This window comes from bacterium (assembly GCA_035307765.1).
Taxonomy (GTDB): domain Bacteria; phylum Sysuimicrobiota; class Sysuimicrobiia; order Sysuimicrobiales; family Segetimicrobiaceae; genus Segetimicrobium.
Genome location: DATGHU010000007.1, coordinates 44,790 through 69,776 on the forward strand (window position 1 = coordinate 44,790; position 24,987 = coordinate 69,776).

Consider the following 24,987-nt stretch of genomic DNA (forward strand, 5'->3'; position numbering starts at 1 on the left):
AGGAACGCTGCGCCTACCCGGAAGACCGACGGGGAGCCGGAGCGTCCTTCAGCCGTTCGCGCAGCAGCGCGGGGATCCCGCTGACCAGGGTCGCCACCGCCACCCCCGCCGCTTCGAGCGTGCGGATCTTGTGTTCGGCGGTCCCTTCGGTCCCCGAGATCACCGCCCCCGCGTGCCCCATCCGTTTGCCTTCGGGGGCGGTCCGGCCGGCGATGTAGGCGGCGACCGGCTTCTTGATGTGCGCGGCGATGTGCCGTGCGGCGTCTTCCTCCGCCGAGCCGCCGATCTCGCCGATGAGCACGATGGCATGCGTATCCGGATCGGCGTTGAAGAGTTGGAGGATATCTACATAACTCATCCCGACCACGGGATCGCCACCCAAGCCCACGGCCGTCGACTGGCCGAGCCCGGCGTGAGTGAGTCCGGCCACAACCTCGTAGGTAAGGGTCCCACTGCGCGACACGATTCCCACATGACCGGGGCTGAACAGGTGCGTAGGCATGATCCCCACCCGGCACTGCCCGGGCGTCGTCACCCCAGGGCCGTTGGGGCCGAGCACGTTGACCGCTTGACGGCCCGCGTAGGCGACCGCCTCGATCGCGTCGTGAACCGGCATCCCCTCGGTGATGATGACCACGGGGTTGAGCCGGCAGGCGATCGCTTCCAGCGCCGCGTCGCGGGCGAACATGGGCGGCACAAAGATGACGCTGGCGTTGGCCCCGGTCGCGCGGACCGCCTCGTCCACGGTCTCGAACACCGGCACCTCGTGGACCTTCGTTCCGCCCTTTCCGGGGGTGACCCCGGCGACCACGCGCGTTCTCGCTTCGAGCATCAGTCCCGTGTGGAACATCCCCTGGTAGCCGGTGATCCCCTGCACCAGCAGCCGTGTGTCGCGCCCCACCAGGATCGCCAATTTAGGGCCCCTGGTGAGGGCGTGACGTCCCTCGGGATAGCGCCACCGCCTGCCGAGCCGCCCCGTCGGGATCGAGTCCCGCCGAGATCCCGGCCGCCCGGAGGATGCGCTGCCCCTCCTCTTCGTTCGTCCCGGTCAGCCTGATGCTCGCCGGAACCCTCGGCGGGTCTTGCACGATGCCCTTCGCGACATCGTCGCAGCGGGTGATCCCGCCGAATACATTGATGAAGAGCGCCCGGATCCCGGCCTTGCGCTGGACAATCGCGATGGCCTGGCGCATCCCTTCCGCCGTCGCCCCACCCCCGATGTCGAGGAAGTTGGCGGCGCGGCCGCCGAAATGCGCCAACAGGTCGAGGGTGCTCATGACCAGTCCGGCCCCGTTCCCGATGACGGCGATGTCCCCCTCCAGCTCGACGTACGACAACCCGTGGGACCGCGCCTCCCGCTCGAGGAGGGTGAGCTCCTCCGAGGCGGGCCGGTCCGCGTGCCGATACGCCGCATTGTCGTCGAGGACGAGCTTGGCGTCGATGCAGAGGAGGTTGGCGCCCACTACCGCCAGCGGGTTGATCTCCGCCAGTTCGGCGTCCTCGGCCCAGTACAACCGGTAGAGGCGGCCGGCGATCCCCGCGAATTCGTTGAGCCGGGGACCGGCAAACCCCAACCGGCGGCCGATCGAGCGCCCCTGAAATGGCGGGCACCCCAGAGACGGATCGATCGCCGCGGTCACGATCTTTTCGGGGGTCGTCTTCGCCACCGTTTCGATCTCCACCCCACCGGCCGCAGAGGCCACGGCGACCGCCCGTCGGGCGGAGCGATCGGTGACAAAGGCGAGGTAGTATTCCGCGGCGATGTCCGCGGCGGGGGCGACCAAGACCCGCCCCACCCGCTCTCCCCTGATCGACATCCCGAGGATGGCGCGGGCCTGAACTTCGGCCTCGGCCGGCGTCTTGGCGAGCTTGACGCCTCCCGCCTTCCCGCGCCCCCCCACGAGTACTTGGGCCTTGATGACCACCGGGTACTGGACACTCAGCCCGGCCACCTGCTCCGGGCGCTCGATCACGACCCCGAGCTGGACGGGGAGGTCGTAGCGGGCGAAAACCTCCTTAGCCTGATACTCGTGAAGTTTCAGGGGGCGATCCTCTGCACGAAGGGCTACACCTTGAGCAGCGCGACGTTTTCCCGGATGGTGGCGACCGCGGCGTCGAACGCTTTGCGCTCGGCGTCGTCCATGGGCGCGTCGAGGATGCGCTCCACCCCTCCCGTCCCGAGCACCGCGGGGACGCCCACGTACAGATCGCGGACCCCGTACTGACCGGTCAATCGGGCGGAGAGGGGAAGAACGCGCTTTCGGTCGAGCAGGATCGCCTCCACCATCTGGGCGATCGCGGCGCCGGGGGCGAAGAAGGCGCTGCCCGTCTTGAGCAGGCCCACGATCTCCGCCCCGCCCCGGCGGGTCCGCTCGACGATCGCGGCGATCTGCTCCGCCGGCAGGAGGCGGCGCAGCGGGATTCCCCCCACCGTGGCGAGACTGGCCAGCGGGACCATGTGGGTATCGCTGTGCGCCCCGATCACCATCGCCGACACGTCCTGGACCGACACCGAGAGCGCCTGTGCGATAAAGGTCCGGAAGCGCGTGCTGTCAAGCGCCCCGCTCTGGCCCATCACCCGCTCCGCGGGGAATCCGCTCACCTTGTGGGCGAGATACACCATGACGTCCAGGGGGTTGGTCACGACGATCAGGTGCGCGGCGGGGGAGCGTTTAGTGACCTGTTCGGTCACGCCCCGCACGATCCCGGCGTTCGTCGCGAGAAGGTCCTCGCGACTCATGCCCGGCTTGCGCGCGATCCCGGCCACGATCACGATCACGTCCGACTGGGTGGTCTCATCGTAGCCGTTGCTGCCGGTCACCCGGAAGTCCAGCCCCTCGATGGGGGCGGCCTCAAGGAGGTCCAGCGCCTTCCCCTGCGGCATCCCCTCCACCACGTCGACCAGCACCACGTCGGCCAGCCGATGCCCGAGGATCCACTGGGCGGCCGTGTGTCCGACGTTGCCCGCCCCGACGATCGTCACCTTCGCGTGCGTTCTCGCCACCCGATACCCCTCCAACGATTACATGCTGTCGATGATCGCGGTGGCGAATTCGCTGGTGCGCACCTCGCGGGCGCCCTCGGTCAACCGCGCCAGGTCGTAGGTCATCACCTTCCGCCGGAACGTCGCCTCCATCCCGCGGACGATCAGGTCGGCGGCCTCCTGCCACCCGAGGTGCTCGAGCATCATCACCCCGGAAAGAATCAGGGACCCCGGATTCACCTTGTCCTGATTGGCGTATTTCGGCGCTGTGCCGTGTGTCGCTTCGAATACGGCGTGGAAGTCGCTGATGTTCCCGCCCGGCGCCATGCCGATCCCGCCGACCTGTGCGGCGACCGCGTCGGATAGGTAATCGCCGTTGAGGTTGCTCGTGGCAATGACGTCGAACGAACGCGGCCGGGTCAGGAGATGCTGAAACGTCACGTCGGCGATGTAGTCCTGGATCAGGATCTTGCCCGGGGGGACCTTTCCCCCGTGCCGCTTCTCAACCTCGTCCCACGGGATCGTCCGATCCCCGAACTCCTCGCGCGCCAGTTCGTAACCCCACTGGGCGAACGCCCCTTCGGTGTACTTCATGATATTGCCCTTGTGCACGATCGTGACACTCCGCCGGCCGTGATCGATCGCGTAGGCGATGGCCTTCCGCACCAGCCGCTTGGTGCCAAAGGGACTGATCGGTTTGAGCCCGACCCCCGCTTCCGGACGAATCTTCCACTTGAACTCGCGGCCGACAAAGTCGATCAGTCGCTTCGCCTCCGGCGTGCCGCTGGCAAACTCGAACCCGACGTAGATGTCCTCGGTGTTCTCACGGAACACGACCACGTCGATTTGCTCGGGGTGCCGAACGGGGCTCGGGACTCCTTCGAAGTAGCGCACCGGGCGGACGCAGGCGTAGAGATCGAGCTGTTGGCGAAGCGACACGTTCAGGCTGCGGAATCCGCCGCCGATCGGGGTGGTCAGTGGCCCCTTGATCCCGACCGCGTAGTGCTCGAATGCCCGGAGGGTGTCATCCGGCAGCCAGGTGCCGAACTGATTGTGCGCCTTCTCGCCGGCGAACACCTCGAACCATACAATCCGCCGCTTCCCCCCGTAGGCCTTGCGCACCGCGGCGTCGAGCACCCGCACCGTCGCCCGCCAGATGTCCGGACCGGTCCCGTCGCCCTCGATGAAGGGGATGATCGGGGTATCGGGCACGTGGAGCCGGCCCTCGCGGACCTCGATGCGGTGACCCTCTTTCGGCGGGGTGAGCGTCCCCAATGTCGACATGGCCTCCTAGGATCCCCTCGGTTCTTTCTTGCTGCCGAAGAGCCGGAGGAGCGCCCGCCACGGATCGAAGTAATCGTCCGCCATCCGCTCCTTCAGCGGAATAATCGCGTTGTCGGTGATGTGAATGTGCTCCGGGCACACCTCTTCGCAGCACTTCGTGATGTTGCAGAACCCGATCCCCCCCCCACCCTTCAGCAGGTCGGTGCGGGAGAGGGTATCCTTCGGATGCATCTCCAAGGCGGCGATCCGCACCATGAACCGCGGACCCATGTACCGGTCGAGCCCGTCGTGCTCCCGCAGGACGTGACAGACATCCTGGCAGAGGAAACATTCGATACACTTGCGGAACTCGAAAAGCCGGTCCACATCCTCCGGGTGCATGGTCCACGGCCCGGGATCCTTAGGATCCGGGGTAAACGGGGGGATCTTCTCGTTCATCCGGTAGTTCCAGGAGACGTTCGTCACGAGGTCTTTGATCAGCGGGAACACCTTGATCGGCCGGACAACGATCGGCCGGGCACCGAACTCATCGACACGGGTCTTGCACATCAGCCGCGGCCGTCCGTTGATCTCCGCACTGCAGGACCCGCACTTGGCGGCCTTGCAGTTCCACCGGCAGGCCAGCGTGCCATCCAGGTGCCCCTGGATGTAGTGGATCCCGTCGAGGACCACCATGCCCTCGGTGATCGGCACCGCATAGGTGACGAGATCCCCCCCCTTGGCATCGCCTCGGAACACCTGGAACGTGGCATCCCCCATTCGCAACCCCTTCTCCCGTCCTCCGTCCAGTCGATGCCCCCCGGGGCTAGTTCTTGACCAAGGCGATGAGCTCCGCCGGCATCTGCGGCACGGGGCGGGTGGTCACCGTCATCCCACCGCCGTCCTTGCGGACCACGACGTTCTTGGTCCCCCAGTCCGGGATCTGCTCGACGAAGTCCAACCGCCAGTGCGCCCCGCGGCTCTCCGCGCGCTCGATCGCCGACCGGAAGATCGCCTCGCATAACGTGAGCATGAAGCGCACGTCCCTGGTCATGTGCCACCCGGGGTTGAAGAGCATCGACCCGGTGGCCCGGAGCTTCTCCGCCCGTCGCTGCAGCGCGAGAATCTTTCCAAGGCCATGGTCGAGTTCCTCCCCGGTCCGGGCGATCCCGGCGTGGGTGCCCATCACTCCCTGGAGTTCCTCGTGAATGGCAAAGGGATTTTCCCCTCCGCCGTTCTCGAACGGACGCAGCATCAGCGTCCGCTCGTCATCGACCTGGCGCTCGTCGACCCGCGGGATGGCGAGGAGGCCTTTCGCGTACGCCGCGGCGTGCTCGCCCGCCCGCTTCCCGAACACCAACAAATCTGAGAGCGAGTTTCCCCCCAACCGGTTCGCCCCGTGCAGCCCCGCGGCGACCTCGCCGGCGGCGAACAGGCCGGGCACGGTCGACGCGCCGGTTCCGGCCTCGACCCGAACGCCCCCCATCACATAGTGGATCGTCGGGGCGACTTCCATCGGAGACTTCGTGATGTCAATATCGGCGAGTTTGAGGAACTGCTCGTACATGCTGGGCAGCTTCTTCTTGATGAATTCGGCGCCGCGGTGGCTGATGTCCAGGAACGCCCCCCCGTGGGGAGTCCCCCGCCCCGCCTGCACTTCCTTATAAATGGACCGCGCCACGACGTCCCGGCTGCTCAACTCCATCTTCTTGGGGTCGTAGCGCTCCATGAACCGCTCACCGCTGGCGTTCCGGAGCAGACCGCCCTCGCCTCGCACCGCCTCGGTGACGAGGATGCCGCGCACTCCCGGAGGCCAGACCATGCCGGTCGGGTGAAACTGCACCATCTCCATGTCCATCAGTTCGGCCCCGGCATCGTAGGCCATGGCACAGCCGTCCCCCGTGCACTCCCACGAGTTGCTGGTCACGTGGAAGACCTTTCCCCAGCCGCCGGTCCCCAGGACCACCGCCTTCGCCCGGAACAGCACGAACCGGCCGTCCTCACGCCGGTACCCGAACGCCCCCGCGATCCGTTCCGCGTCCCGGAGGAGACGGGTGATCGTGACCTCCATGTAGACCTTGATCCCGCTGTGCACGGCCTTGTCCTGGAGTGTGCGGATTAACTCCAACCCGGTCCGATCGCCCACGTGGCAGAGCCGTCGGTAGGTATGGGCGCCGAACGGCCGTTGGAGAATCTTTCCGTCCGGGGTCCGGTCGAAGAGCCCACCCCAGCGCTCCAATTCGTAGACGCGCTCGGGCGCCTCCTTGGCGAAGATTTCCACCATCCGGTAATCGTTGATCATCTGGCCGCCGCGCATCGTGTCCCCAAAGTGGACCTGCCAGTTGTCTTTGGGATCGACGTTGCCCAACGCCGCCGCGATGCCGCCTTCGGCCATCACCGTGTGTGCCTTGCCGAGGAGGGATTTGCAGACCAGGCCGACCGAGAGTCCGGCCTCCGCCGCCGCGATCGACGCGCGCAGACCCGCCCCTCCCGCCCCGATGACCAGGACGTCGTGCTCGAAGGCTTCGTACCGATCCGCCACTCCTCGCGCCTCCTGGAAGAACCCGCCCGGGCCCCTTCGCTAGAACAACTTCAGATCGGCGATTATCCCGGCGCCGAGCAGCCGGACGTAGACGTCGGCGGCGATCACGGAGAAAAGGCTCGCCCACGCCCATGGGGCGTGCCGGTGGTTCAATAGAGTCACCCACGACCATAGGCGAAAGCGGAGGCGCCCCCCGGCCGCGCACGAGTAGCAGTCGAGGTTTCCGCCCACCATATGCCGAAACGCGTGGCAACCTAGTGTGTATGCGGAGAGCAGTACGACGTTGACAAGGAAGATCAGCGACCCGAGGTGCACGCCGAAGTGTCCATCAAAGTCGAACGCACGCACCGCATCGACCCACAGGAAGACGAGAACGATCAAGGCAGCGTAGAGAAGATAGCGGTGGAGATTGTTCAGGAGGAAAGGGAACGCCGTCTCGCCTGCGTATCCCCGCCGGGATTCCGCGACCATGCACGCGATCGGGTCGGCAAAGTAGGACCGATAGTAGGCCTTGCGGTAATAGTAGCACGTGGCCCGAAAACCCGCCGGAGCCCACAGCACCCAGAACGCCGGCGAGATCGGGATGGCGGCGATCGTCACGGGGGGAGAGTAGAACGGCGAGAGGTAGGGAGCTACGTACCCGTGTCCTTGAAACGCGACCCAGGTCGCGTAGACCACAAAGCCAGAGAGGATCGTGACGGTGGCCGCCGGTTGAAGCCACCAGGGGAGGGACGAGGCAGGCGAATGCGTTGCCGCGTGATCGGCCATCGATCTCTACCTAAGGCCTGACGTCGGGAACTGCGGGGGTATTCCGTCCCGCGGGTCTGGTTTCCTCCCGCACGAGCACGCGCGGTATACTGATGTCGACAGGAACACAGGGTGCGGAGGAAACACGATGAGCACGGATGGACAGCAGCGGATCGAACACGACGCGCTTGGAGACGTGCGCGTGCCGGCGGACGCGTATTACGGTTCGCAGACAGCGCGGGCGATTGAAAATTTTCCCATCAGCGGCCTCCGACTCCCCCGCGCCTTCATCGCGGCGACCGCGACGATCAAGCGAGCGGCGGCGGAAGTCAACGCCGGCCTCGACCTCCTAGATCCCAAGATCGCCGCGGCGATCGCTCAGGCGGCTCAGGAAGTCATTGAAGGAAAATGGGACGCGCAGTTTCCGATCGACGCATTTCAAATGGGCGCCGGCACGTCGCAGAATATGAACACGAACGAGGTCATCGCGAACCGCGCGATCGAGCTGCTGGGGGGCGCACGGGGCAACTACCAGATCGTCCATCCCAACGACCACGTCAACATGGCCCAGTCCACCAACGACGTGACCCCAACGGCGATCCGGCTCGCGGCCCTGATGACCCTCGGCGACCTCCTGGCGGTGCTTGAGACATTAGTGGAAGCCCTGGGCCAGAAGGCGCATGAGTTCGACGGCGTTGTGAAAGCCGGCCGGACTCACCTTCAGGACGCCGTACCGGTGCGGTTGGGGCAGGAATTCGGGGCGTACGCGATGGCGGTCGCCAACGATATCGAGCGCATCAAGAACGCCCGGGAGCGCCTGCTCTATCTCGGGATCGGGGGAACCGCGACCGGGACCGGCCTGAACGCCGATCCCCAGTACCACCCCCGGATGGTGCGCCGGCTTTCGGAGCTGACGGGTCTGCCGCTTCGGGGGTCCGGGAATCTCTTCGAGTCGATGCAGAACACCGCCGATGCGCTGGAATGCTCAGCTGCGCTCCGAACACTCGCCGCGACCCTCGCCCGGATCGCCAACGACCTGCGGTTGATGACATCGGGGCCGAATACCGGACTCGATGAGATCCGCCTGCCCCCGGTCCAGCCGGGTTCGTCGATCATGCCGGGCAAGGTGAACCCCTCCATGGCCGAGATGCTGAACATGGTGTGCTTCCACGTCATGGGGAACGACCTCACGGTGCTCCTCGCCACCCAGGCGGGGCAGTTGGAGCTCAACGTCATGCTGCCGGTGATCGCCCTCAACCTGCTGCAGTCGATCCAGCTCCTTACCAACGGGGTGCGCGCGTTCACCGAGCGGTGCGTCCGCGGCATCACGGCCAACGAGGAACGGTGCCGGCATTGGGTGGAGCACAGCGCCGCCCTGGCGACGGCGCTCAACCCCTCCCTCGGTTACAGCAAGGTCGCCGAGGTCGTCAAGGAATTCGTGCGGACGGGCCGGCCGATTCGGGAGATCATTTTGGCCCGGGGGCTGCTCACCGAAGCCCAACTCAACGACATCTTGTCGGTGCGGGCGATGACCGAGCCGGGGATTCCGGGGAAGGCGGCCGGCCCGACCCGTGGCTGATGATCTTCCAGGCAAAGCCCACCCACCCGTGTCGGCGAGTTCACAGTGCCTCGACCGCCGCTAGAAGCGAGGTGAGCGATGCACTTTGATTTCTCCTCGATCATCTGGTTGTTCGTCATCGTCTCGCTGCTCCAACCGCTGCTGACCCGGCAGTGGCAGCAGACGGCCCGGCTGCGGGTGTTTCAGCAATTGGAGCGCACCCGGAACAGCCGGGTCATCGCGCTGATCCACCGCGAGGAGACGATGAACCTGCTGGGGTTCCCGCTCGTGCGCTACATCGACATCCAGGACTCCGAGGAGGTGCTGCGGGCGATCCGGCTGACCCCGCCGGACCTGCCGATCGACGTCATCCTGCACACCCCGGGAGGCCTGGTGCTCGCGGCGGAGCAAATCGCACGGGCGCTCCGCGACCACCAGGGCCGGGTGACCATGTTCGTCCCCCACTACGCGATGTCCGGAGGGACCCTGATCGCGCTCGCAGCCGACGAGATCGTCATGGACGCCCACGCCGTCCTCGGCCCCGTCGATCCTCAACTGGGGAACCATCCCGCGGTCTCGATCGTCGCGGCCGTGGCCCGCAAGCCGATCGAACGGGTCGACGACGAGACACTGATCCTCGCCGACGTTGCGCAGAAGGCCCTCCACCAGGTCCGCACCGTTGTCGTCGAGTTGGCTTCGAGGCGCCTCCCTGCCGAGCGTGCGGAGGCGCTGGCGACCAGCCTGGCCGGGGGCACGTGGACCCATGACTATCCGATCACCGTCACGGAGGCGCGAGGACTGGGATTTTCGGTGTCGACGGAAATGCCGCGGGCGATCTACGACCTGATGCAGCTCTACCCGCAGGCGGGCCGGCGCCGTCCGTCGGTGGAGTACATCCCGCTGCCGTACCGGTCGCCGGCGGCCCCGCTTCCCCACCGCCAGGATCACAAGTAGGGCCCGCTCGCTAGCGGCCGGGCCTCCACACGACGTCGGGGCGCCCGGCCGCGAGGTTGGCCGCGCGCGCCAGCACGAAGAGCAGATCGGACAGTCGGTTGACGTACTTGAGGAGCTCCGGGTTGATCGGCTCCAGCGCGGCGAGCTGCACGATCTGCCGCTCGGCGCGACGCGCCACCGTTCGGGCATGGTGCAGTGCCGCCGCACCCGGGGTGCCTCCCGGGAGAACGAATTGGCGCAGGGGCGGGAGGCGATCCTCAAACCGATCGATCTCCCGCTCCAGCCCGGCGATCTGATCGGCGGACATCCTGACCACGTGAGACGCGGCCGAAGACGCGGCCGCGGGGGTGGCCAGCTCCGCGCCGAGATCGAACAGGTGATGCTGCAGCACCTCGAGGAGCCCGTCGATCTCCGGATCGCAGCCGGCGGCGCGCGCCAGCCCCAGGACGGCGTTCAGTTCGTCGATCGTGCCGTACGCCCGGACCCGCGGGTCATCCTTCGAGACGCGGGCCCCCCCGAACAGGCTGGTATCCCCGCCGTCTCCGGTCCGGGTATAGATGCGCGTCACGGCGCCGGCCTATTCGTCGGCGGCCACGGCCTGCCGCCGGTGTGCTGCGCGCCCGGCCTCGGCGGCGCCCGGCCTCGAAGCCAGGTAGGTGCCGAACCAGGCCAGGATGTGGCGGAGCCGCTCCACCCGATGCTTGGGCTGCCCGTTTCGGGAGAGATCGTGGCTCTCCCCCGGGAAGCGGACGAAGAGCGTGGGGGTCCCCTGTTTCTTGAGCGCGATGAACAACTGCTCCCCCTGCTCGATCGGACAGCGCAGATCGCTCTCGCTGTGGAGAATCAACAGGGGGGTCCGCATCTGGCGCACGTAGGTGATCGGCGATCGCTCGAGGTAGAATCCGGGGGATTCCCACGGATCGCCCGGATATTCCCAGAACCCCTTCTGATAGGCAAGGTCCGAGGTCCCCCACTGACTGTAGGCGTTGCTGATGCTCCGCATCGTCACCGCGGCCTTAAAGCGCTGCGTATGACCGACGACCCAGTTGGTCATGAACCCGCCGTAGCTCCCGCCCGCCACACCGAGCCGGTCGGGGTCGATCCAGCTGTACGCGCCGACCGCGTGATCGAGCCCGCGCATGAGATCCTCGTAGTCCTTACCACCCCAGTCGTGACGCGTCCCCGCGGTGAATGCCTGCCCGTACCCCTGGCTTCCGCGTGGATTCATGTAGACCACACCGTACCCGGAGGCGGCGAGGAGCTGAAACTCATGGAAAAATCCGTTGCCGTACGCTCCGTGCGGTCCGCCGTGAATCTCCAGGATTGTGGGAACCCGCTCACGCTGGCCCGGGCCGGTGGGGCGCAGCACCCACCCCTCGATCCTCCACCCGTCCGCGCTGGAAACCTGGAACCGCTCCGGAACGGAGAGCGCCAGGGTCCGCAGGAACGCCCCGTTCAGGTCCGTGATCCGCCGCAGCGGGCCCGCCGCCGGCCCAAGGTCCTGCACTACGATCTCCCCTGGCGTCAGGGGATCGCTCTCGATGCACGCCGCTCGAATCGCCCGGCGGTCCAGCGAGCATCCTATCAGTTCGTGATCGCCCTGGGTCTCCTGGCGGACCGCGCCGCCTGCCGCCGCCACTGACGCAATCTGGGTATTGGCGCCGTCGGCATACAAGAAGGAGATCCGCGAGCCATCGGGTGCCCACGTCAGCCCTCCCGCGCCGGGGTGGGCGCGGACGTCGGAGATCACATGATGGCCGATGCTGCGGTCGAACTCGCGTGTCAGGCAGACCGGATCACCGCCGCTGGCGGAGACCACCCAGACGGCTGAATTCGTCGCTCCCCGGCAGGCATTATCGTGCCCGGCGTACGCGATCCGCGTCCCGTCGGGGGACCACGCCGGCACGCTGACCGGACCGATGCCCCCGGTCAGACGCCGCGGCACCCCCTCGCCCTCGGCGGCCACCACCCAGATATCCGTGACATTGGTGAGATCGGCGTTCGGATCGGGGTTGGCGGCATACGCAACCCAGCGCCCGTCGGGCGACCAAGCCGGGTTCACGTGATCGCACTCCTCACGGGTAAGCTGCCGGGCCTCCCCACCGCCGGCGGGCACGGCGAGCACCTGCTTCCATCGCCCGTCCCAGAACCCCTCACCATCGAGCTTGTAGCGCAAGCGCGAGATCACGCGCACGTCGCTCTCGTCCGGCCCCGGCTTAGGTTGGGGCTTGGCCACCACGGCCAGCCAGCCGCTGTCCGGGGACCAAGCCAGCTCGGAGGGGGCGAGCGGGCCCGACGTCACCTGACGTGCCTCGCCCCCCTCCACCCCAATCACCCAGACCTGCTTCTCCCCGCTGCGGTCTGAGATGAAGGCGACCTGGGCCCCGTTGGGGGACCACCGGGGAGTTGTGTCCTTGCCTGCGGCGCTGGTCAGTTGCCACGGTGCGCGCCCATCGACGGGGGCGATCCACAGGTGGCTCCGGTAGCCGTTCGTCGCAACGTCCCCCGTCGTCACGGTACAGACCACCCGAGCTCCATCGGGAGACAGCTGCGGATCGTTGAGGATCTTGAGCGCGAAAAGATCTTCGATCGTGATCGGGCGCCCGGAACGGACACCCTGGTCACGAGGGCTCATCACGGCATCTCCTCCTCTTCTCTGTCCCTCGTTCGGGAAACGGCGCGCAGGACCGGGGCCGCCGCGTTCAAGGGGAGCACGGCCTCGCCCTTTCCTGTTCTTCGGGGGGCGCCCCCCTCCCTCCGGAATGCGCGCCCGCACAACGGCAGCCGGCGGAGAGGCCGGAGAACTCGCCGAGGAGCTCGCGGTCACCGCCCCAGGGCAAGCCGCTGGGAGAGCTGCGCCGGAAGATTGTGGGCCGCCATTTTCTCCTGGGTCGTCGCGATCGGGTACGAAAGCCGGTGCAGGGTGGCGGTGAGCGGTTCGGTCTCCAGGATGAGGTAGGACGCGCGGGGGTCACCGTCCCGGGGCTGGCCAACGCTTCCCACGTTGACGATGTGGCGGTCCGAACTGGCGAGACGCATCCGTTTCCCGTCCGGCAGGGCCCGGGCGCTCAGCGTCCCATCGGCCTTGAGAACGAACGCACCCGGCACGTGGGAATGCCCAACCAGACAGAGCGAGAAGGGGTGCTCGGAGAAAATGGCCAGGGAAGTGGGGAGATCGAGGATGTACTCTTCGATCGGATCCCGCGGGCTGCCGTGGACCGCGAGAAAGTCGGGATCCTCCAATCTGTCGGGCAGGGTCATGATCCACCGCCGGGTCTCGTCGGTCACGACCTCGATCGTCCACTCGATCGCCGCGCGCGCGAGCGGGCTGAAGGCGCTGATGTCGAGCGCGCCGACGGCCGCGCGGTCGTGGTTGCCGGCGATCGTTCTTCCCCCGAGCTCCCGGATGCGCGACGCGCACTCGTTGGGGTTGGGCCCGTAGCCAACGGTATCGCCGAGACACAAGAAGGCGTCGGGGCGGTGCCGGCCCGCGTCGGCCAGCACCGTTTCCAGCGCCTCGAGGTTGCCGTGCACGTCGGAGAGGATGGCGTATCGCACGGGGAGGGAACGGCCTAGCGTCGCCGCTTCGCGAGTTCGGCAAACACCTCGCCAGGGCTCACCCCAACGAACACCAGGAGGGCCAGCGTGTGGAACCAGAGATCGGCGACTTCCTCAACAAGGCGTCCGCGGGTCTCCTTCCGGGCGGCCCGAGTCACTTCCGCGGCTTCTTCCATGATCTTCTCATTCAGCCGGGCCAGCCCCTCCGAGAACAGCCGGGTCGTGTAGGACCCTCCGCGGGGCGTCGCGCGGCGGTCGCTGAGCACGGCCGCGATCTCGCTGAGGACCTCGGCGTCACCGCGGCCGGGTCGCTCGGCCCGGCCCTCCGGCTCCACCGCTGTAGAGTCGACGGCGATGGCCGCCTCGCCGTCTCGCTGCGCGACCCCCCGGTAGAAGCAGGAACGGTGCCCGGTATGGCACGCCGCTCCCGTTTGCTCAACCCGAAGCAGCAGCGCGTCGCCGTCGCAGTCCGCCCGAACCTCCGTCACGCGCTGAGTGTGCCCCGACGTCTCGCCCTTACGCCAGAGCTGACGTCGGCTGCGGCTCCAGTACCATCCTTCTCCGGTCTGCAGGGTCCGACGCAGGGCTTCCCGATCCATGTGCGCAACCATCAGCACCTCGCCGCTGGCGCTATCCTGCGCCACCACGGCCACCAGCCCGTCCGCATCGAACCGTATGCTTCCGCTCTCGTCCATCTCACGGTCCTCCCGTTCACCGGCGAACAGGGATCCTCGCGGCGGCCATCTCGGCCTTCGCCTCGGAGATGCTGTACCGCCGGAAGTGAAACATGGACGCGGCGAGCACGGCATCCGCGTCCGCGTGCTCGATGACCTCCACGAAGTGCCGGGGATGGCCCGCGCCCCCCGAAGCGATGACGGGCACCCGCACCGCTTGCGTGACGGCCCGGGTCAGGGCAAGATCGTACCCGTCTTCGTGCCCGTCCCGGTCCATGCTCGTGATCAGCAGCTCCCCCGCCCCCAGGTCCACGGCCTGGTGGGCCCAAGCGACGGCGTCTCGATTCGCCGGTGTCCGGCCCCCGTGCGTGTAGACTTCCCACCGCCCGGGCGCCTCCTGGCGCGCGTCGATCGCGACGACGATGCACTGGCTGCCGAAGCGCAGGGCCGCCTCCCGAATCAACTCGGGCCGCTGAATCGCCGCCGTGTTCAGGCCGACCTTGTCCGCGCCGGCGTTCAGCATCCGGCGGAGATCTTCAACGGTACGCAGGCCGCCGCCCACCGTGAACGGGATCGTGAGCGTGTCGGCCGTCCGCCGGACCACCTCCTCCATGATCCCGCGTCGCTCGTGGCTGGCCGTGATGTCCAAGAAGACGATCTCGTCGGCACCCTCGCGATCGTACAAGACCGCCAGTTCAACCGGGTCGCCCGCATCGCGCAGGTTCACGAAACTCGTGCCCTTGACGACCCGCCCTGCGTCGACGTCGAGGCAGGGGATCACTCGCCGCGCCAGCATCGCTTCACGCGGCCGCGGCCAAGAGGTCCTCGAGCCGGACGCGCCCCTCGTAGAGGGCCCGGCCGACGATGACGCCCTCCAGCCCCCGGGCCTCGAGCGGCCGGAGGCGCCGGATGTCGCCGGCCGAAGCGATCCCGCCGGCGGCGATCACCGGGACGTCGACCTCGCGCAGGATTTGTTCGATGGCGCCGACGTTCGGCCCCGCCAGCATCCCGTCCGCGCCGATGTCCGTGTAAATGATCCGCCGGGCGCCCGCCGCGACGACCTGCGTGGCAACGGCGGACGCGGACAGTCCGGTGCGGGTCACCCACCCCTCCGCCGCCACCTCGCCGCCCCGCGCATCGATCCCCACCACCACCCGGTGGCCGAACCGCGCGCACGCTTCCTCAAGCACGTCCCGACGGGACAGGGCGGCGGTTCCCAGGATCACCCGCGCGGCCCCCGCTTCCAACCACCGCTCGACCGTCCCCAAATCCCGCATCCCTCCCCCCACCTGGACCGGGATCTCCACCGCGGCGATCAGGCGGCGGATCGCTTCCGCGTTGATTTGGATGCCGGTAAACGCGCCGTCAAGGTCGACGACGTGCACCCAGGGGGCGCCGCAGGCCATCCACCGACGGGCCGCGGCGGCCGGGTCGTCGTCGTAGAGATGCTCACGGTCAGGCGCCCCCTGAACGAGCCGGACGCACCGTCCGCCGCGCACGTCAACCGCCGGCAGCACCAGCACCGACAGCCCACCGAGCGAAGTTGGTCAGCATCCGGATGCCGGCCGCCCCCGACTTCTCCGGGTGAAACTGGGTGGCCCAGACGTTGCCGCTGCCGACGACGGCGGCCAGCTCCCCGCCGTAGTCGGCCGTGGCCGCCACGAGCGCGGGATTCCCGGGAATCGCGTGGTAGGAATGGATGAAATAGACGTACATCCCCGCCGCGCAGCCGTCCAGGAGTGGGGACGGGCGAACGATGTTCAGCGCGTTCCACCCCATGTGGGGAGTCTTGACCCCGGTGGAGAGGCGGACGACCCGACCGGGGAGCAGGCCGAGCCCCCTGTGGACGCCGTCCTCCTCGCTCTCCTCAAACAGCACCTGCATCCCGAGGCAGATCCCCAAAAACGGCCGCCCCGAGTCGACGAAAGCCAGGATGCGCTCGACGAATCCCGCGTCCCGCAGGCGCGCCATCGCCGGGCCAAACGCGCCGTCTCCGGGGACGACCAGCGCATCCGCCTCGGCCAGGGAGCGCGGCGAGTCGGTGACGCAGACCTCGAGCCCTTGGCGCTCCAGTCCGCGCCGGATGCTCCGGAGGTTGCCGGCGCCGTAGTCCACGATCGCGATCATGCGAGCGTCCCCTTGGTCGACGGGATGCCCGGGACCCGCGGATCCACCCGCGTCGCCCGGTCGAGCGCCAGGGCAAACGCTTTGAAAACCGCCTCGATGATGTGGTGTGCGTTCCGCCCGTGCAGGAGCAGGAGGTGCACGGTGATCTCGGCGTTCATCACGAACGCCCGAAAGAACTCTTCGGTGAGGTCCGTGTCGTAGTCCCCCAACCGCTGGCGGGGCACGGGGATCGCATAGTGGAGATACGGTCGCCCGCTGACATCGACCACGGCCAGGACCAACGCCTCATCGAGCGGCGCGTACTCTGAGGCGTAGCGGTTGATCCCCGCGCCGTCCGCGAGGGCTTCGCGCAGGGCCCGGCCGAGCGCGATGCCGACGTCTTCCACGGTGTGGTGCGCGTCAACCTCCAGGTCCCCGCTGGCGTCGACGGCCAGGTCAAATCGCCCGTGCCGCGCGAGCTGGGCGAGCATGTGGTCGAGAAACGGGAGCCGCGTGCTCCCGGTGTGGGCCCCCGTGCCGTCAAGGTTCCACGTCACCTCAATGCGCGTCTCCGCGGTCGCGCGGGCCACACGGCCGACGCGGCTCATGACGGCTCCCTCCGGGCCCGCACCGCGAGCACGTGCGCCGGGAAGTCCTCGTACTGGCCGAGCCGTTCGACCACCGGCCGCACGCGATCGAGCCCGGCGGCGTCGAGGTGCGCGATCGACGTCGCCTTGAGATAGCTGAGCACGGTGACCCCCGAGGCGACGCGCGCGAAGCCGCTCGTCGGCAGCGCCGCCGGCACGCCGATCGCATAGTTGGCTGCGGAAAACGGGGTGTCCTGACCGAGCAGAACCTCGCCGGCGTGGCGAATCTGCAGCAGCGTGGCGAACGGATCTCGCGTCGCAATCTGCAGATGCTCGGGCGCGTAGAGGTTGGCGAACGCCACCCCCTGCTCCACGGAATCGACCACGAGCACGCCGCCGTACCGGCTCATCGCCGCCTCGGCAAACTCCCGGCGCCCGGCGGGGAGCTGCGCCAGATACCGGGGGAGGCGCTCCCCAACCTCGACCGCGAGCGACGCCGAGGTGACCAGAAGAATCGCAGCGGAGTCCGAACCGTGCTCTGCCTCGTTGAGGAGATCGAGGGCCAGCCGGTCCGGATCGGCCGTCTCGTCGGCCAGGATCATGGACTCGGTCGGGCCCAGGAAGGAGAGCAGGCGTACCCCGTAGGCCTGCACGGCGATCTGGGCGGCGGTGACGTAGGGGTTTCCCGGACCGCCGAGGAGTTCGACGCGTGGCAGCGTCCCCGTCCCAAAGGCCAGTCCGGCGATGCCCGCGACTCCGTTGCACCGAAACACCTGCGACACCCCCAACAGTTCCGCGGCGACGAGGACGGCAGGGTCCACGCCTCCGTCCTTTCGGGGGGGGACTACGACGGCGACATCGGTGACCCCGGCCACGATCGCCGGGGTCACCAGCGTGATCAATGTGGACGGGAACGCTCCCTTCCCGCTGGGGATGTACACTCCGACGCTCTCGACGGGAGCAAATTTGACGCCCGTGGTCAGGCCGGCCTCCAGCTCCTCGAGCCGCAGCGCGGCGGGACGGAGCCATTCGTTGAACCGCCTCGCCCGGTCGATGCTGACGGCGAGGGCCGTCCGGAGCCCGCCGTCCACGGCCTCGTGGGCGGCGCGGAACTCCTGGCGGTCCACCCGGAGGCGATCCGAAGACAGGGTCACGCCGTCATGCCGCTGCGTCTGCTCCACGATTGCGGGGTCCCCCCGCTCCCGGACGTCCTCCACAATCGCACGCACGTGGGCGGCGCGGTCGGCGTCGAACACGTCGGCCCTCGACCGCTGCAGAATCTGCCGCAACCGTCCCGGAGAAACCTCTGCCAGCCGTTGAATCTCCACCCCCGGCCTCTCCTTCTACACCGATGATCGGGCCCGCGCCGAGGCCGCCTCTCGCATTCGCTCCACCACGGTCCGCACCGCCTCCGCCCGGGTTCGCAGGCTCACCCGGTTGACGACCAGCCGCGCCGAGGAGCGGAACACCTCTGTCACCTCCAGGAGATGGTTCTCCACCAGCGTGCGGCCGGTCATCACCAGGTCGAGAATCCCGTCCGCCACCCCCACCTGGGGAGCCAGCTCGACGGTCCCGTTCATCTCGACGACCTCCACCGACCGCCCCTGCCCCCAGAAGTACCGCTCGGTGACCCGCGGGTATTTGGTGGCGATCCGAATCGGGCTCAGCGCCTCCCACCCCGCGGCTTTCTCCTCGGGGAACGCGACGATGCCGCGGCAAGCGCCGAAGCCGAGATCGACCAGCTCGTAGACATCCCGCCCCTGCTCGAGGAGCATGTCCTTACCGACGATCCCAAGATCGGCGGCCCCGTGCTCGACGTACGTCAGCAGGTCGGCGGGCTTGGCGATCAGGCATCGAACGTGCGGGTCCAGACATGGAAGAATGAGGCGGCGGGTCGTCCGCCACGTCTCCGCGGTCAGATAGCCCGCGGCTTCGAGGGTGCGCATCGAGTCCTCGAGCAGTCGACCGGAGGCCACCGCCACGGTCATGAGGCCCACGGCGCACTCCCATTCCCCGGGTGGCCGGCCAGCAGGTCGGCCACCGCCACCGACTGCTCGTGGCCGTCCGCGTCGCGGACGACGGCGCGCCCGCCGGTCACCAGCACCGCACGAGGCGTGCCGGCGGCGAACGCCCCCCGCGCCATCTCCTCCCACGGCCGCCCCAGGATCTCCACGGTCACGGACAGTTCCCGCTCCCGCAGCGCCCGAGCCAGCCGCAGCGCCTCGGTTCGGTCTTCGGCCGTAAACGCCACCGCCACATCGGCCGCCCCTCCCTCTTCGTCACGACTGGGAGATGCGGCGAGAACCCGGTCGACTCGCACCGCGAACCCGGTCGCGGGATACGGCGCGCCGAACCCTTCGAGCAACCGGTCATACCGCCCGCCGCCGAGCAGCGGAAAGCCCAGCACCGCGGTGTGTCCTTCGAAGACGATGCCGGTGTAGTAGTCGAAGTCGCGAATGATGCCGAGGTCCACCCGGACGGCGCCGCCCACCCCGTACGCTTCCAGTATCTCGGCCAGCGCTTCGAGATCGCGCAGCACACCCCGGGTCTCCCGCGTCTCGGCCACCCGACGCGCCTCCTGGATGGCGTGGGGACCGCTCAGCGTCGGCAGCGCCATCAACGCGTCGCCGCGCGCCGCCGGCACGCCGTAGCGATCCAGCGCCGCGCGGAGCCCGACGAAGTCTTTCTGGTACAGGAGCGCCCGCACTTCCGCGGCGCCCTCCTCCGACAGCCCCAGGGCGCCGAGCACGCCCCGAAGAAACCCCACGTGGCCGAGGCTGACCGAACATTCCACGGCACCCGACGCGGCCAACGCGTCCACGGCAAGGGCCACGATCTCCGCGTCGGCTTCCAGGGTATCCGACCCGATCAGCTCGGCCCCTACCTGCGGAAACTCCCGCAGCCGGCCCGACCCCGTCTCCGATCCGCGGAATACCTGCCCGGCGTAGGCCAGGCGTAGCGGCAGCGGTTGGGCGCGCAAATGGGTGGTGACCAACCGGGCGACCGGCGTCGTCATCTCCGGCCGCAGCGCGAGCAGTTCGCCGCCGCGGTCCACCAACTTAAACAGCCGATCCCCGGCCTCGGTGCCTTCCCCGCGGACCAGGGTGTCGAAATATTCGATCGTCGGCGTCACCACCTCGTGGTAGCCCCATCGCTGCATCCGCGAGATGATGCCGTCGGTGATCGTCCGCGCCCGCGCGGATTCATCGGGGAGGAGATCGCGCATCCCCGAAGGGATCTGTTGCCATCGTTCACGTCGCATCATGCCGGTCGGTTGGTCCTTTCTTTATCATGATAAAGCGATACAGTATCAAAGTGCCGTGTAATCGTAGCACACGCCGCGACGAGGTGTCAACCGTTCGGATGGAGTCCAACGAAGAAGCGCCCCGCCCCCACGGCGAAGCGCCGCGCACAGCCTAGGCACCCGGCGCCGATGGGTTGGTCGCGGCCCCCCTCGACCTCCCCCGCCGGATGTAGAGCACCGCAATCGCCAATCCCAGGATCAACGCGGCGGGCGGCCCGGCGTACAGGAGAAGGGCGGCGCCGCCGGGGTGCGGCTCGGCCAGGACGCTCTCCCCGAACTGCCCCACGAAGAACTGGAGGATCTGGTCCGGCGTCTCCCCCGCCGCCAGCTTTTCGCGGATGATCGTCTTCATTTCCCTCGCCAAGGTGGAGTCGCTTTCGGCGACGGTCTGGCCGACGCAGACCGGGCACATCAATTGGCGGGCCACGGCGTAGGCCCGGTCGTCAAGCGTCTCCGCCGATACGGCGGCAGCGGTGCACGCGATCGCGCAGAGGACCCAGGCGGCGAGGGAGGTCGCCCGCCTCACCGCCCCCGCCTCCGAGACGGGGCGGCGGACGGCTCGCCCAGGCGCTTCAACACCAGGACATACCCGTCGGCCCCGTAGGTCAGGTAGCGGCGCACGCGGCTGATCGTCGCCGAGGACGCGCCGGTGCGTGAAGCGATCTCCTGGTACGTCTTCCCGTGGGCCAGCATCCGCGCCACCGCAAACCGCTGCGCCAGCGCCTTGACCTCCCCGATCGTGCACAGATCCTCGAAGAAGCGGTAGCACTCTTCCACGGTCCGGAGCTGAAGGACCGCTCGAAAGAGCCCGTCAGCGAGGAGGTCGCGAAGTTTCGGATTGGCCACGCGAACGTCCCTTCAGCCCTGTGCTCGGTCGCCGGGCAGCTTTCGGACGGCCTTCGTAGATTGGGCGGTTTCTTCCTCCTCCGCACCGCGTCCGGCGTGCGCCGCGGCACCGCTCCGTTCGTGTGGCCGGAGCACCGCGACCACGGCGAAATTGAGCGGGGTGGCCACGCCGCACTCACGTCCCATCCGGACGACGGCGCCGCAGAGGGCGTCAAGCTCCATCCGCCGTCCCCCGGCGAGATCGTTGTGCAGCGACGAGAATGTGTGAAACCCCTTCCCCGCCACCAATTCTTCGGCGATCCGTATCTGTCGGTCGACCACTCCCGACAGCGGGATCCCCCGGGCCGCCCCCACCGCGGCGGCTTCTTCCATCAGCCCCCGGTACATCGTCCGCGACTCGGGGTGCCGCAACACCTCACCCACCGGCACGCGCGCCGACGCGGTCATCCCGGCGTTCGCGCAGATGAACACGAACTTCTCCCAAAGGCGCCGAACGATCTCGGTCGTTCCGTCCGCCCCAACACCTGCCCGCCGGAGTGTCCCCTCGATCGTGCGGACGCGCGGTGTCATGGATCCGTCCATCTCGCCAAAAACGATGTCCCCCGTCGGGCCGGTGTGCCGGATCACGCCGGGGGCCTCAACCGCGGCGGAGACATAGGTTACCCCGCCGAGAATGCGCCGGGGGCCGTAGATCGCCCCCAGGCGGTCCTCGGTCTCGACGCCGTTCTGCAGGCAGAGAATCGCGGTCTCGGGCCCGACCGCCGGGCGGATGACTTCCGCGGCCTCCTCAACGTCGTAGGTCTTGACGGCGAACACGATGAGGTCGACCGGGCCTGCGCCGTCCGCCCGCCCCGCCGCCTGCACCCGCAGCGCAAAATCGCCGTCCGGGCTAATGACCCGCAACCCGCGCGATCGCAGGGCCTCGAGGTGAGCGCCGCGAGCCACGAAGGTGACGTCCTCGCCGGCGCGCCGCAGGAGTCCCCCGAAGTACCCTCCGAGGCCGCCCGTCCCCATGATGAGCAGCTTCATTTCCTCACCTCACAGGCAGCGGCGCGCACCCTCGCCACCCATCCCCGCCGAAATCCCGCCGTTCCGGCGGAGTGCGCACCGACCGCTGCCAACCCGGCGGGACATCAGGAGCGGGTGTACGCCGGTCATGGTCGCGGCGGCCCGGAGACGGCCGGGTCACCGGCCGTGGATCAGGTGAGGCGGGCGAGCACCGCGTCGGTCATCGCCGCGGTGCCGAGGGCGGGTCGTTCTCCGGCGAGATCCGCGGTGCGACACCCGTCTCTGAGCGCCTTCTGGACGGCCGCTTCGATCGCCGCCGCGGGGGCCTCCTGGCCCAAGCCGTGGCGCAGGAGGAGCGCCCCGGTCAAGATCGCGGCGAGGGGGTTGGCGATCCCCCGCCCCGCGATGTCGGGGGCGGTCCCGTGCACCGGCTCGAACAACCCCGGGGGCTGGTCGCCCAAACTGGCGGAGGGCATCAGCCCGAGCGACCCCATCACCCCCGCCGCCTCGTCGCTCAGGATGTCGCCGAACATGTTCTCCGTCACAATCACATCGAACTGCTTCGGACGGTAGACGAGTTGGAGCGCGCAGTTGTCGACGAGCATGTGCTCGCATGTCACATCGGGAAACTCCCGCGCGACCTCGGTGGCGACCTCGCGCCACAGCCGGGAGGTCTCGAGCACGTTGGCCTTGTCCACCGAGGTGACCTTGCGGCGAGGGCGCCGGCGGGCCACCTCGCAGGCCTTGCGGACGACCCGGCGCACCTCCACTGCCGAGTACGGGAGGGTGTCCATCGCCACCGCCTCCGCCCCCTGGCCGGTCCGTGATTGGGCCCCGAAGTAGAGGCCCCCCGTGAGCTCGCGCACGATCAAGATATCGGCGCCCTCAACCACCTCGCGCCGAAGCGGCGAGGCGCTGAGCAGAGCCGGCGAGATGGTCGCAGGGCGAAGGTTCGCGTACAGCCCGAACGTCTTGCGCAGGGTAAACAACGCCTGCTCGGGGCGGAGCTCGCGCGGTCCCCGGTCCCACTTCGGGCCTCCGCACGCACCCAGCAGGATCGCCTCGGACCGCCGGCACAGGTCAATCGTCTTCTCCGGGATGGGGTGTCCCACCGCGTCGATCGCGCCGCCGCCGGCGAGCCCTTCCTCAAACTCCAAGCCGAGCTCGTACCGCCGGTCGACCTCCGCGAGGACCCGGACGGCCTCCGCGATCACCTCACGCCCGATCCCGTCCCCCGGAATCACCGCGACCCGCCTCGTCCGCCCCGCGTTCATGGGCGCACCCCGGCCCGGTCGCCCAGGAGCACGTACTCCAGGCTGTCGACGAGCGCCTGCCACGAGGCTTCCACGACGTTCTCGGAGACGCCCACCGTCCCCCAGGTCCGAACCCCGTCCGTCGATTGGATCAGCACGCGGACCTTTGCGGCGGTGGCGGCTCCGGCGTTCAGCACCCGCACCTTGTAGTCCACCAGCCGCACGCCGCGGATCTCCGGGTAGAATCGCTCCAGGGCCTTGCGCAGCGCGCGATCAAGCGCGTGCACCGGGCCGTTGCCCTCCGCCGCCGTGTGCTCCTCCTGGCCATCGACCGCGACCCGGATGCTCGCTTCGGCGGCGGCCTCGCCGTGCGGGCCTCGTTCCACCATCACGCGCAACCCCTTCAGCGTAAACGCGGGGCGATGCTGGCCCATGGTGCGACGCACGAGGAGCTCGAACGACGCCTCGGCCCCCTCGAATTGGAACCCGGCGTGCTCCAGGGATTTGAGCTCCGCCAGAATCTCCCGCACCTCCGGCCGGTCCTTGCTGAGGTCCAGCCCCATCTCCGCGGCCTTGTACAGCACGTTGGCCCGGCCCGAGAGATCGCTGACGACGACGCGCCGCTCGTTGCCCACGACCTCCGGAGGGATGTGCTCGTACGTCGGCGGGTGCGCCATCACGGCGCTGACGTGAACCCCACCCTTGTGGGCGAACGCGTTCTTGCCCACAAACGGCTGGTATTCGTCGGGGGCCATGTTGGCCAGCTCGCTGACGAGCCGGGAAAGCTCCCCCAACCGGCGGAGCGAGGCAGCCGGCACGCAGTCGTACCCGAGCTTCAGCTGGAGGTTCGGGATGAGTGAGACCAAGTTGGCGTTGCCGCAGCGCTCGCCGATTCCGTTGATCGTCCCCTGGACGTGAACGACCCCGGCGCGCACCGCGACGATCGCGTTCGCCACCCCGACCTCACCGTCATTGTGCGTGTGAATCCCGAGCGGCGCGGCGATCGCGCTCCGGGCGGCCTCCACCCCCGCCCGGATGTCGAAGGGGAGGCACCCGCCGTTCGTGTCGCAGAGCACGACGACGTCGGCGCCGCCCCGGTGGGCGGCGGTCAGCGTGGCCAGCGCGTACGCCGGGGTGGCCTTCCACCCGTCGAAGTAGTGCTCCGCGTCGTAGATGACCTCCGCGCCCCGGTGCTTGAGAAACCGTACGGAGTCTTCGACCATCCGAAGATTCTCCTCGAGCGTGGTGCGGAGTGCCTCCCGCACGTGGAGGTCCCAGGATTTTCCGAACACCGCGACCGCGGGGGTGCCCGCCGCGAGCATCACCCGCAAGTTCTCGTCCTGATCCGCCGGGGTGCCGGCCCGCCTGGTGCTGCCGAACGCGGTTACCTTCGCGTGGCGCCACGAATGGCGCCGGGCCTGCTCGAAGAACTCGAGGTCCCGGGGGTTGCTGCCCGGCCACCCTCCCTCGATGTAGTCAACGCCAAACTCGTCGAGGCGTTCGGCGATCCGCAGCTTGTCCGCAGCACTCAGGGTGATGCCGGCGCCCTGGGTCCCGTCCCGGAGGGTCGTGTCGTACAGGGCGATGCGCACGGAGGCCATCGG

General features: G+C 68.5%; 25 protein-coding genes. 2 read left to right on the forward strand and 23 right to left on the reverse strand.

Going from position 1 to position 24,987, the window contains the following annotated elements; genetic code table 11:
* Positions 1-13: 13 nt before the first annotated feature.
* The 7 genes from sucD to VKV57_02540 are packed head-to-tail and all read right to left on the reverse strand — an operon-like array spanning position 14 to position 7,556.
* On the reverse strand, positions 14-913 hold the full coding sequence (gene sucD, locus VKV57_02510) for a succinate--CoA ligase subunit alpha (GenBank protein ID HLW58778.1): 900 nt from the start codon (positions 911-913) through the stop codon (positions 14-16).
* A 1-nt stretch (position 914) separates the two neighbouring features.
* Positions 915-2,042 (reverse strand): ADP-forming succinate--CoA ligase subunit beta, encoded by a 1,128-nt coding sequence (sucC, locus tag VKV57_02515; GenBank protein HLW58779.1) that lies wholly within the window; start codon positions 2,040-2,042, stop codon positions 915-917.
* 23 nt (positions 2,043-2,065) lie between these two features.
* Positions 2,066-3,004: a malate dehydrogenase gene (mdh, locus tag VKV57_02520; protein ID HLW58780.1), complete on the reverse strand. Its 939-nt coding sequence runs from the start codon at positions 3,002-3,004 to the stop codon at positions 2,066-2,068.
* An 18-nt stretch (positions 3,005-3,022) separates the two neighbouring features.
* Positions 3,023-4,267: an isocitrate dehydrogenase (NADP(+)) gene (gene icd / locus VKV57_02525; protein ID HLW58781.1), complete on the reverse strand. Its 1,245-nt coding sequence runs from the start codon at positions 4,265-4,267 to the stop codon at positions 3,023-3,025.
* A 6-nt stretch (positions 4,268-4,273) separates the two neighbouring features.
* Positions 4,274-5,026, reverse strand: coding sequence for a succinate dehydrogenase/fumarate reductase iron-sulfur subunit (locus VKV57_02530; GenBank protein HLW58782.1), 753 nt, complete (start codon positions 5,024-5,026; stop codon positions 4,274-4,276).
* A 46-nt stretch (positions 5,027-5,072) separates the two neighbouring features.
* Positions 5,073-6,788, reverse strand: a complete 1,716-nt coding sequence (locus VKV57_02535; GenBank protein ID HLW58783.1) for an FAD-binding protein — start codon at positions 6,786-6,788, stop codon at positions 5,073-5,075.
* A gap of 39 nt (positions 6,789-6,827) precedes the next feature.
* Positions 6,828-7,556, reverse strand: coding sequence for a succinate dehydrogenase (locus tag VKV57_02540; protein HLW58784.1), 729 nt, complete (start codon positions 7,554-7,556; stop codon positions 6,828-6,830).
* Positions 7,557-7,683: 127 nt separating this feature from the next.
* Here VKV57_02540 and VKV57_02545 point away from each other — a divergent pair, with 127 nt between their 5' ends.
* The gene (locus VKV57_02545; GenBank protein HLW58785.1) at positions 7,684-9,114 is read left to right on the forward strand and encodes an aspartate ammonia-lyase; all 1,431 of its coding nucleotides are present in this window, start codon (positions 7,684-7,686) and stop codon (positions 9,112-9,114) included.
* A 78-nt stretch (positions 9,115-9,192) separates the two neighbouring features.
* On the forward strand, positions 9,193-10,047 hold the full coding sequence (locus VKV57_02550) for a hypothetical protein (protein ID HLW58786.1): 855 nt from the start codon (positions 9,193-9,195) through the stop codon (positions 10,045-10,047).
* Between the two features lie 10 nt (positions 10,048-10,057).
* On the opposite strand, the gene VKV57_02555 is transcribed toward VKV57_02550, so the two are convergent.
* The 16 genes from VKV57_02555 to cimA all read right to left on the reverse strand — a co-directional run bounded on the left by VKV57_02555 (position 10,058) and on the right by cimA (position 24,984).
* Positions 10,058-10,615: a cob(I)yrinic acid a,c-diamide adenosyltransferase gene (locus VKV57_02555; protein ID HLW58787.1), complete on the reverse strand. Its 558-nt coding sequence runs from the start codon at positions 10,613-10,615 to the stop codon at positions 10,058-10,060.
* A 9-nt stretch (positions 10,616-10,624) separates the two neighbouring features.
* Positions 10,625-12,682, reverse strand: a complete 2,058-nt coding sequence (locus VKV57_02560; GenBank protein ID HLW58788.1) for a S9 family peptidase — start codon at positions 12,680-12,682, stop codon at positions 10,625-10,627.
* A 188-nt stretch (positions 12,683-12,870) separates the two neighbouring features.
* A complete protein-coding gene (locus tag VKV57_02565; GenBank protein ID HLW58789.1) occupies positions 12,871-13,605 on the reverse strand; it encodes a metallophosphoesterase family protein in 735 nt (244 codons plus the stop codon).
* A 14-nt stretch (positions 13,606-13,619) separates the two neighbouring features.
* The gene (gene hisIE / locus VKV57_02570; protein HLW58790.1) at positions 13,620-14,300 is read right to left on the reverse strand and encodes a bifunctional phosphoribosyl-AMP cyclohydrolase/phosphoribosyl-ATP diphosphatase HisIE; all 681 of its coding nucleotides are present in this window, start codon (positions 14,298-14,300) and stop codon (positions 13,620-13,622) included.
* Positions 14,301-14,316: 16 nt separating this feature from the next.
* Positions 14,317-15,075, reverse strand: coding sequence for an imidazole glycerol phosphate synthase subunit HisF (hisF, locus tag VKV57_02575; protein ID HLW58791.1), 759 nt, complete (start codon positions 15,073-15,075; stop codon positions 14,317-14,319).
* Between the two features lie 4 nt (positions 15,076-15,079).
* Positions 15,080-15,802 carry a 1-(5-phosphoribosyl)-5-[(5-phosphoribosylamino)methylideneamino]imidazole-4-carboxamide isomerase gene (gene hisA, locus VKV57_02580; protein ID HLW58792.1) on the reverse strand — a complete coding sequence of 241 codons (723 nt, stop codon included), beginning with the start codon at positions 15,800-15,802 and terminating at the stop codon, positions 15,080-15,082.
* Positions 15,780-16,406 carry an imidazole glycerol phosphate synthase subunit HisH gene (hisH, locus tag VKV57_02585; GenBank protein HLW58793.1) on the reverse strand — a complete coding sequence of 209 codons (627 nt, stop codon included), beginning with the start codon at positions 16,404-16,406 and terminating at the stop codon, positions 15,780-15,782. The genes hisA and hisH overlap by 23 nt, the downstream gene beginning before the upstream one ends.
* Positions 16,403-16,993: an imidazoleglycerol-phosphate dehydratase HisB gene (gene hisB / locus VKV57_02590; protein ID HLW58794.1), complete on the reverse strand. Its 591-nt coding sequence runs from the start codon at positions 16,991-16,993 to the stop codon at positions 16,403-16,405. The genes hisH and hisB overlap by 4 nt, the downstream gene beginning before the upstream one ends.
* A complete protein-coding gene (hisD, locus tag VKV57_02595; protein HLW58795.1) occupies positions 16,990-18,300 on the reverse strand; it encodes a histidinol dehydrogenase in 1,311 nt (436 codons plus the stop codon). Before hisD ends, hisB begins: the two co-directional genes overlap by 4 nt.
* 15 nt (positions 18,301-18,315) lie before the next feature.
* Complete coding sequence (gene hisG / locus VKV57_02600) at positions 18,316-18,960, reverse strand: ATP phosphoribosyltransferase (GenBank protein HLW58796.1); 645 nt, start codon at positions 18,958-18,960, stop codon at positions 18,316-18,318.
* On the reverse strand, positions 18,957-20,237 hold the full coding sequence (hisZ, locus tag VKV57_02605) for an ATP phosphoribosyltransferase regulatory subunit (protein ID HLW58797.1): 1,281 nt from the start codon (positions 20,235-20,237) through the stop codon (positions 18,957-18,959). Before hisZ ends, hisG begins: the two co-directional genes overlap by 4 nt.
* 151 nt (positions 20,238-20,388) lie before the next feature.
* Positions 20,389-20,802 carry a cytochrome c-type biogenesis protein gene (locus VKV57_02610; protein HLW58798.1) on the reverse strand — a complete coding sequence of 138 codons (414 nt, stop codon included), beginning with the start codon at positions 20,800-20,802 and terminating at the stop codon, positions 20,389-20,391.
* Entirely contained in the window at positions 20,799-21,122 is a 324-nt protein-coding gene (locus VKV57_02615; protein HLW58799.1) for a YerC/YecD family TrpR-related protein, read from the reverse strand. Before VKV57_02615 ends, VKV57_02610 begins: the two co-directional genes overlap by 4 nt.
* 12 nt (positions 21,123-21,134) lie before the next feature.
* Positions 21,135-22,151 (reverse strand): 2-dehydropantoate 2-reductase, encoded by a 1,017-nt coding sequence (locus VKV57_02620; GenBank protein ID HLW58800.1) that lies wholly within the window; start codon positions 22,149-22,151, stop codon positions 21,135-21,137.
* 170 nt (positions 22,152-22,321) lie between these two features.
* Positions 22,322-23,404 carry a 3-isopropylmalate dehydrogenase gene (gene leuB / locus VKV57_02625; GenBank protein ID HLW58801.1) on the reverse strand — a complete coding sequence of 361 codons (1,083 nt, stop codon included), beginning with the start codon at positions 23,402-23,404 and terminating at the stop codon, positions 22,322-22,324.
* Entirely contained in the window at positions 23,401-24,984 is a 1,584-nt protein-coding gene (gene cimA, locus VKV57_02630; protein ID HLW58802.1) for a citramalate synthase, read from the reverse strand. Before cimA ends, leuB begins: the two co-directional genes overlap by 4 nt.
* Between the last annotated feature and the right edge of the window lie 3 nt (positions 24,985-24,987).

Bases quoted from the DNA above. Each gene is read 5' to 3' on its own strand.
- leuB (HLW58801.1), bottom strand. From the start codon at position 23,404: ATGAACGCGGGGCGGACGAGGCGGGTCGCGGTGATTCCGGGGGACGGG.
- hisF (HLW58791.1), bottom strand. From the start codon at position 15,075: ATGCTGGCGCGGCGAGTGATCCCCTGCCTCGACGTCGACGCAGGGCGG.
- icd (HLW58781.1), bottom strand. From the start codon at position 4,267: ATGTCGACATTGGGGACGCTCACCCCGCCGAAAGAGGGTCACCGCATC.
- hisZ (HLW58797.1), bottom strand. From the start codon at position 20,237: ATGATGCGACGTGAACGATGGCAACAGATCCCTTCGGGGATGCGCGAT.
- VKV57_02620 (HLW58800.1), bottom strand. From the start codon at position 22,151: ATGAAGCTGCTCATCATGGGGACGGGCGGCCTCGGAGGGTACTTCGGG.
- VKV57_02560 (HLW58788.1), bottom strand. From the start codon at position 12,682: ATGAGCCCTCGTGACCAGGGTGTCCGTTCCGGGCGCCCGATCACGATC.
- VKV57_02540 (HLW58784.1), bottom strand. From the start codon at position 7,556: ATGGCCGATCACGCGGCAACGCATTCGCCTGCCTCGTCCCTCCCCTGG.
- hisH (HLW58793.1), bottom strand. From the start codon at position 16,406: ATGATCGCGATCGTGGACTACGGCGCCGGCAACCTCCGGAGCATCCGG.
- hisIE (HLW58790.1), bottom strand. From the start codon at position 14,300: ATGGACGAGAGCGGAAGCATACGGTTCGATGCGGACGGGCTGGTGGCC.
- VKV57_02550 (HLW58786.1), top strand. From the start codon at position 9,193: ATGCACTTTGATTTCTCCTCGATCATCTGGTTGTTCGTCATCGTCTCG.
- hisB (HLW58794.1), bottom strand. From the start codon at position 16,993: ATGAGCCGCGTCGGCCGTGTGGCCCGCGCGACCGCGGAGACGCGCATT.
- hisG (HLW58796.1), bottom strand. From the start codon at position 18,960: ATGACCGTGGCGGTGGCCTCCGGTCGACTGCTCGAGGACTCGATGCGC.
- VKV57_02530 (HLW58782.1), bottom strand. From the start codon at position 5,026: ATGGGGGATGCCACGTTCCAGGTGTTCCGAGGCGATGCCAAGGGGGGG.
- cimA (HLW58802.1), bottom strand. From the start codon at position 24,984: ATGGCCTCCGTGCGCATCGCCCTGTACGACACGACCCTCCGGGACGGG.
- VKV57_02545 (HLW58785.1), top strand. From the start codon at position 7,684: ATGAGCACGGATGGACAGCAGCGGATCGAACACGACGCGCTTGGAGAC.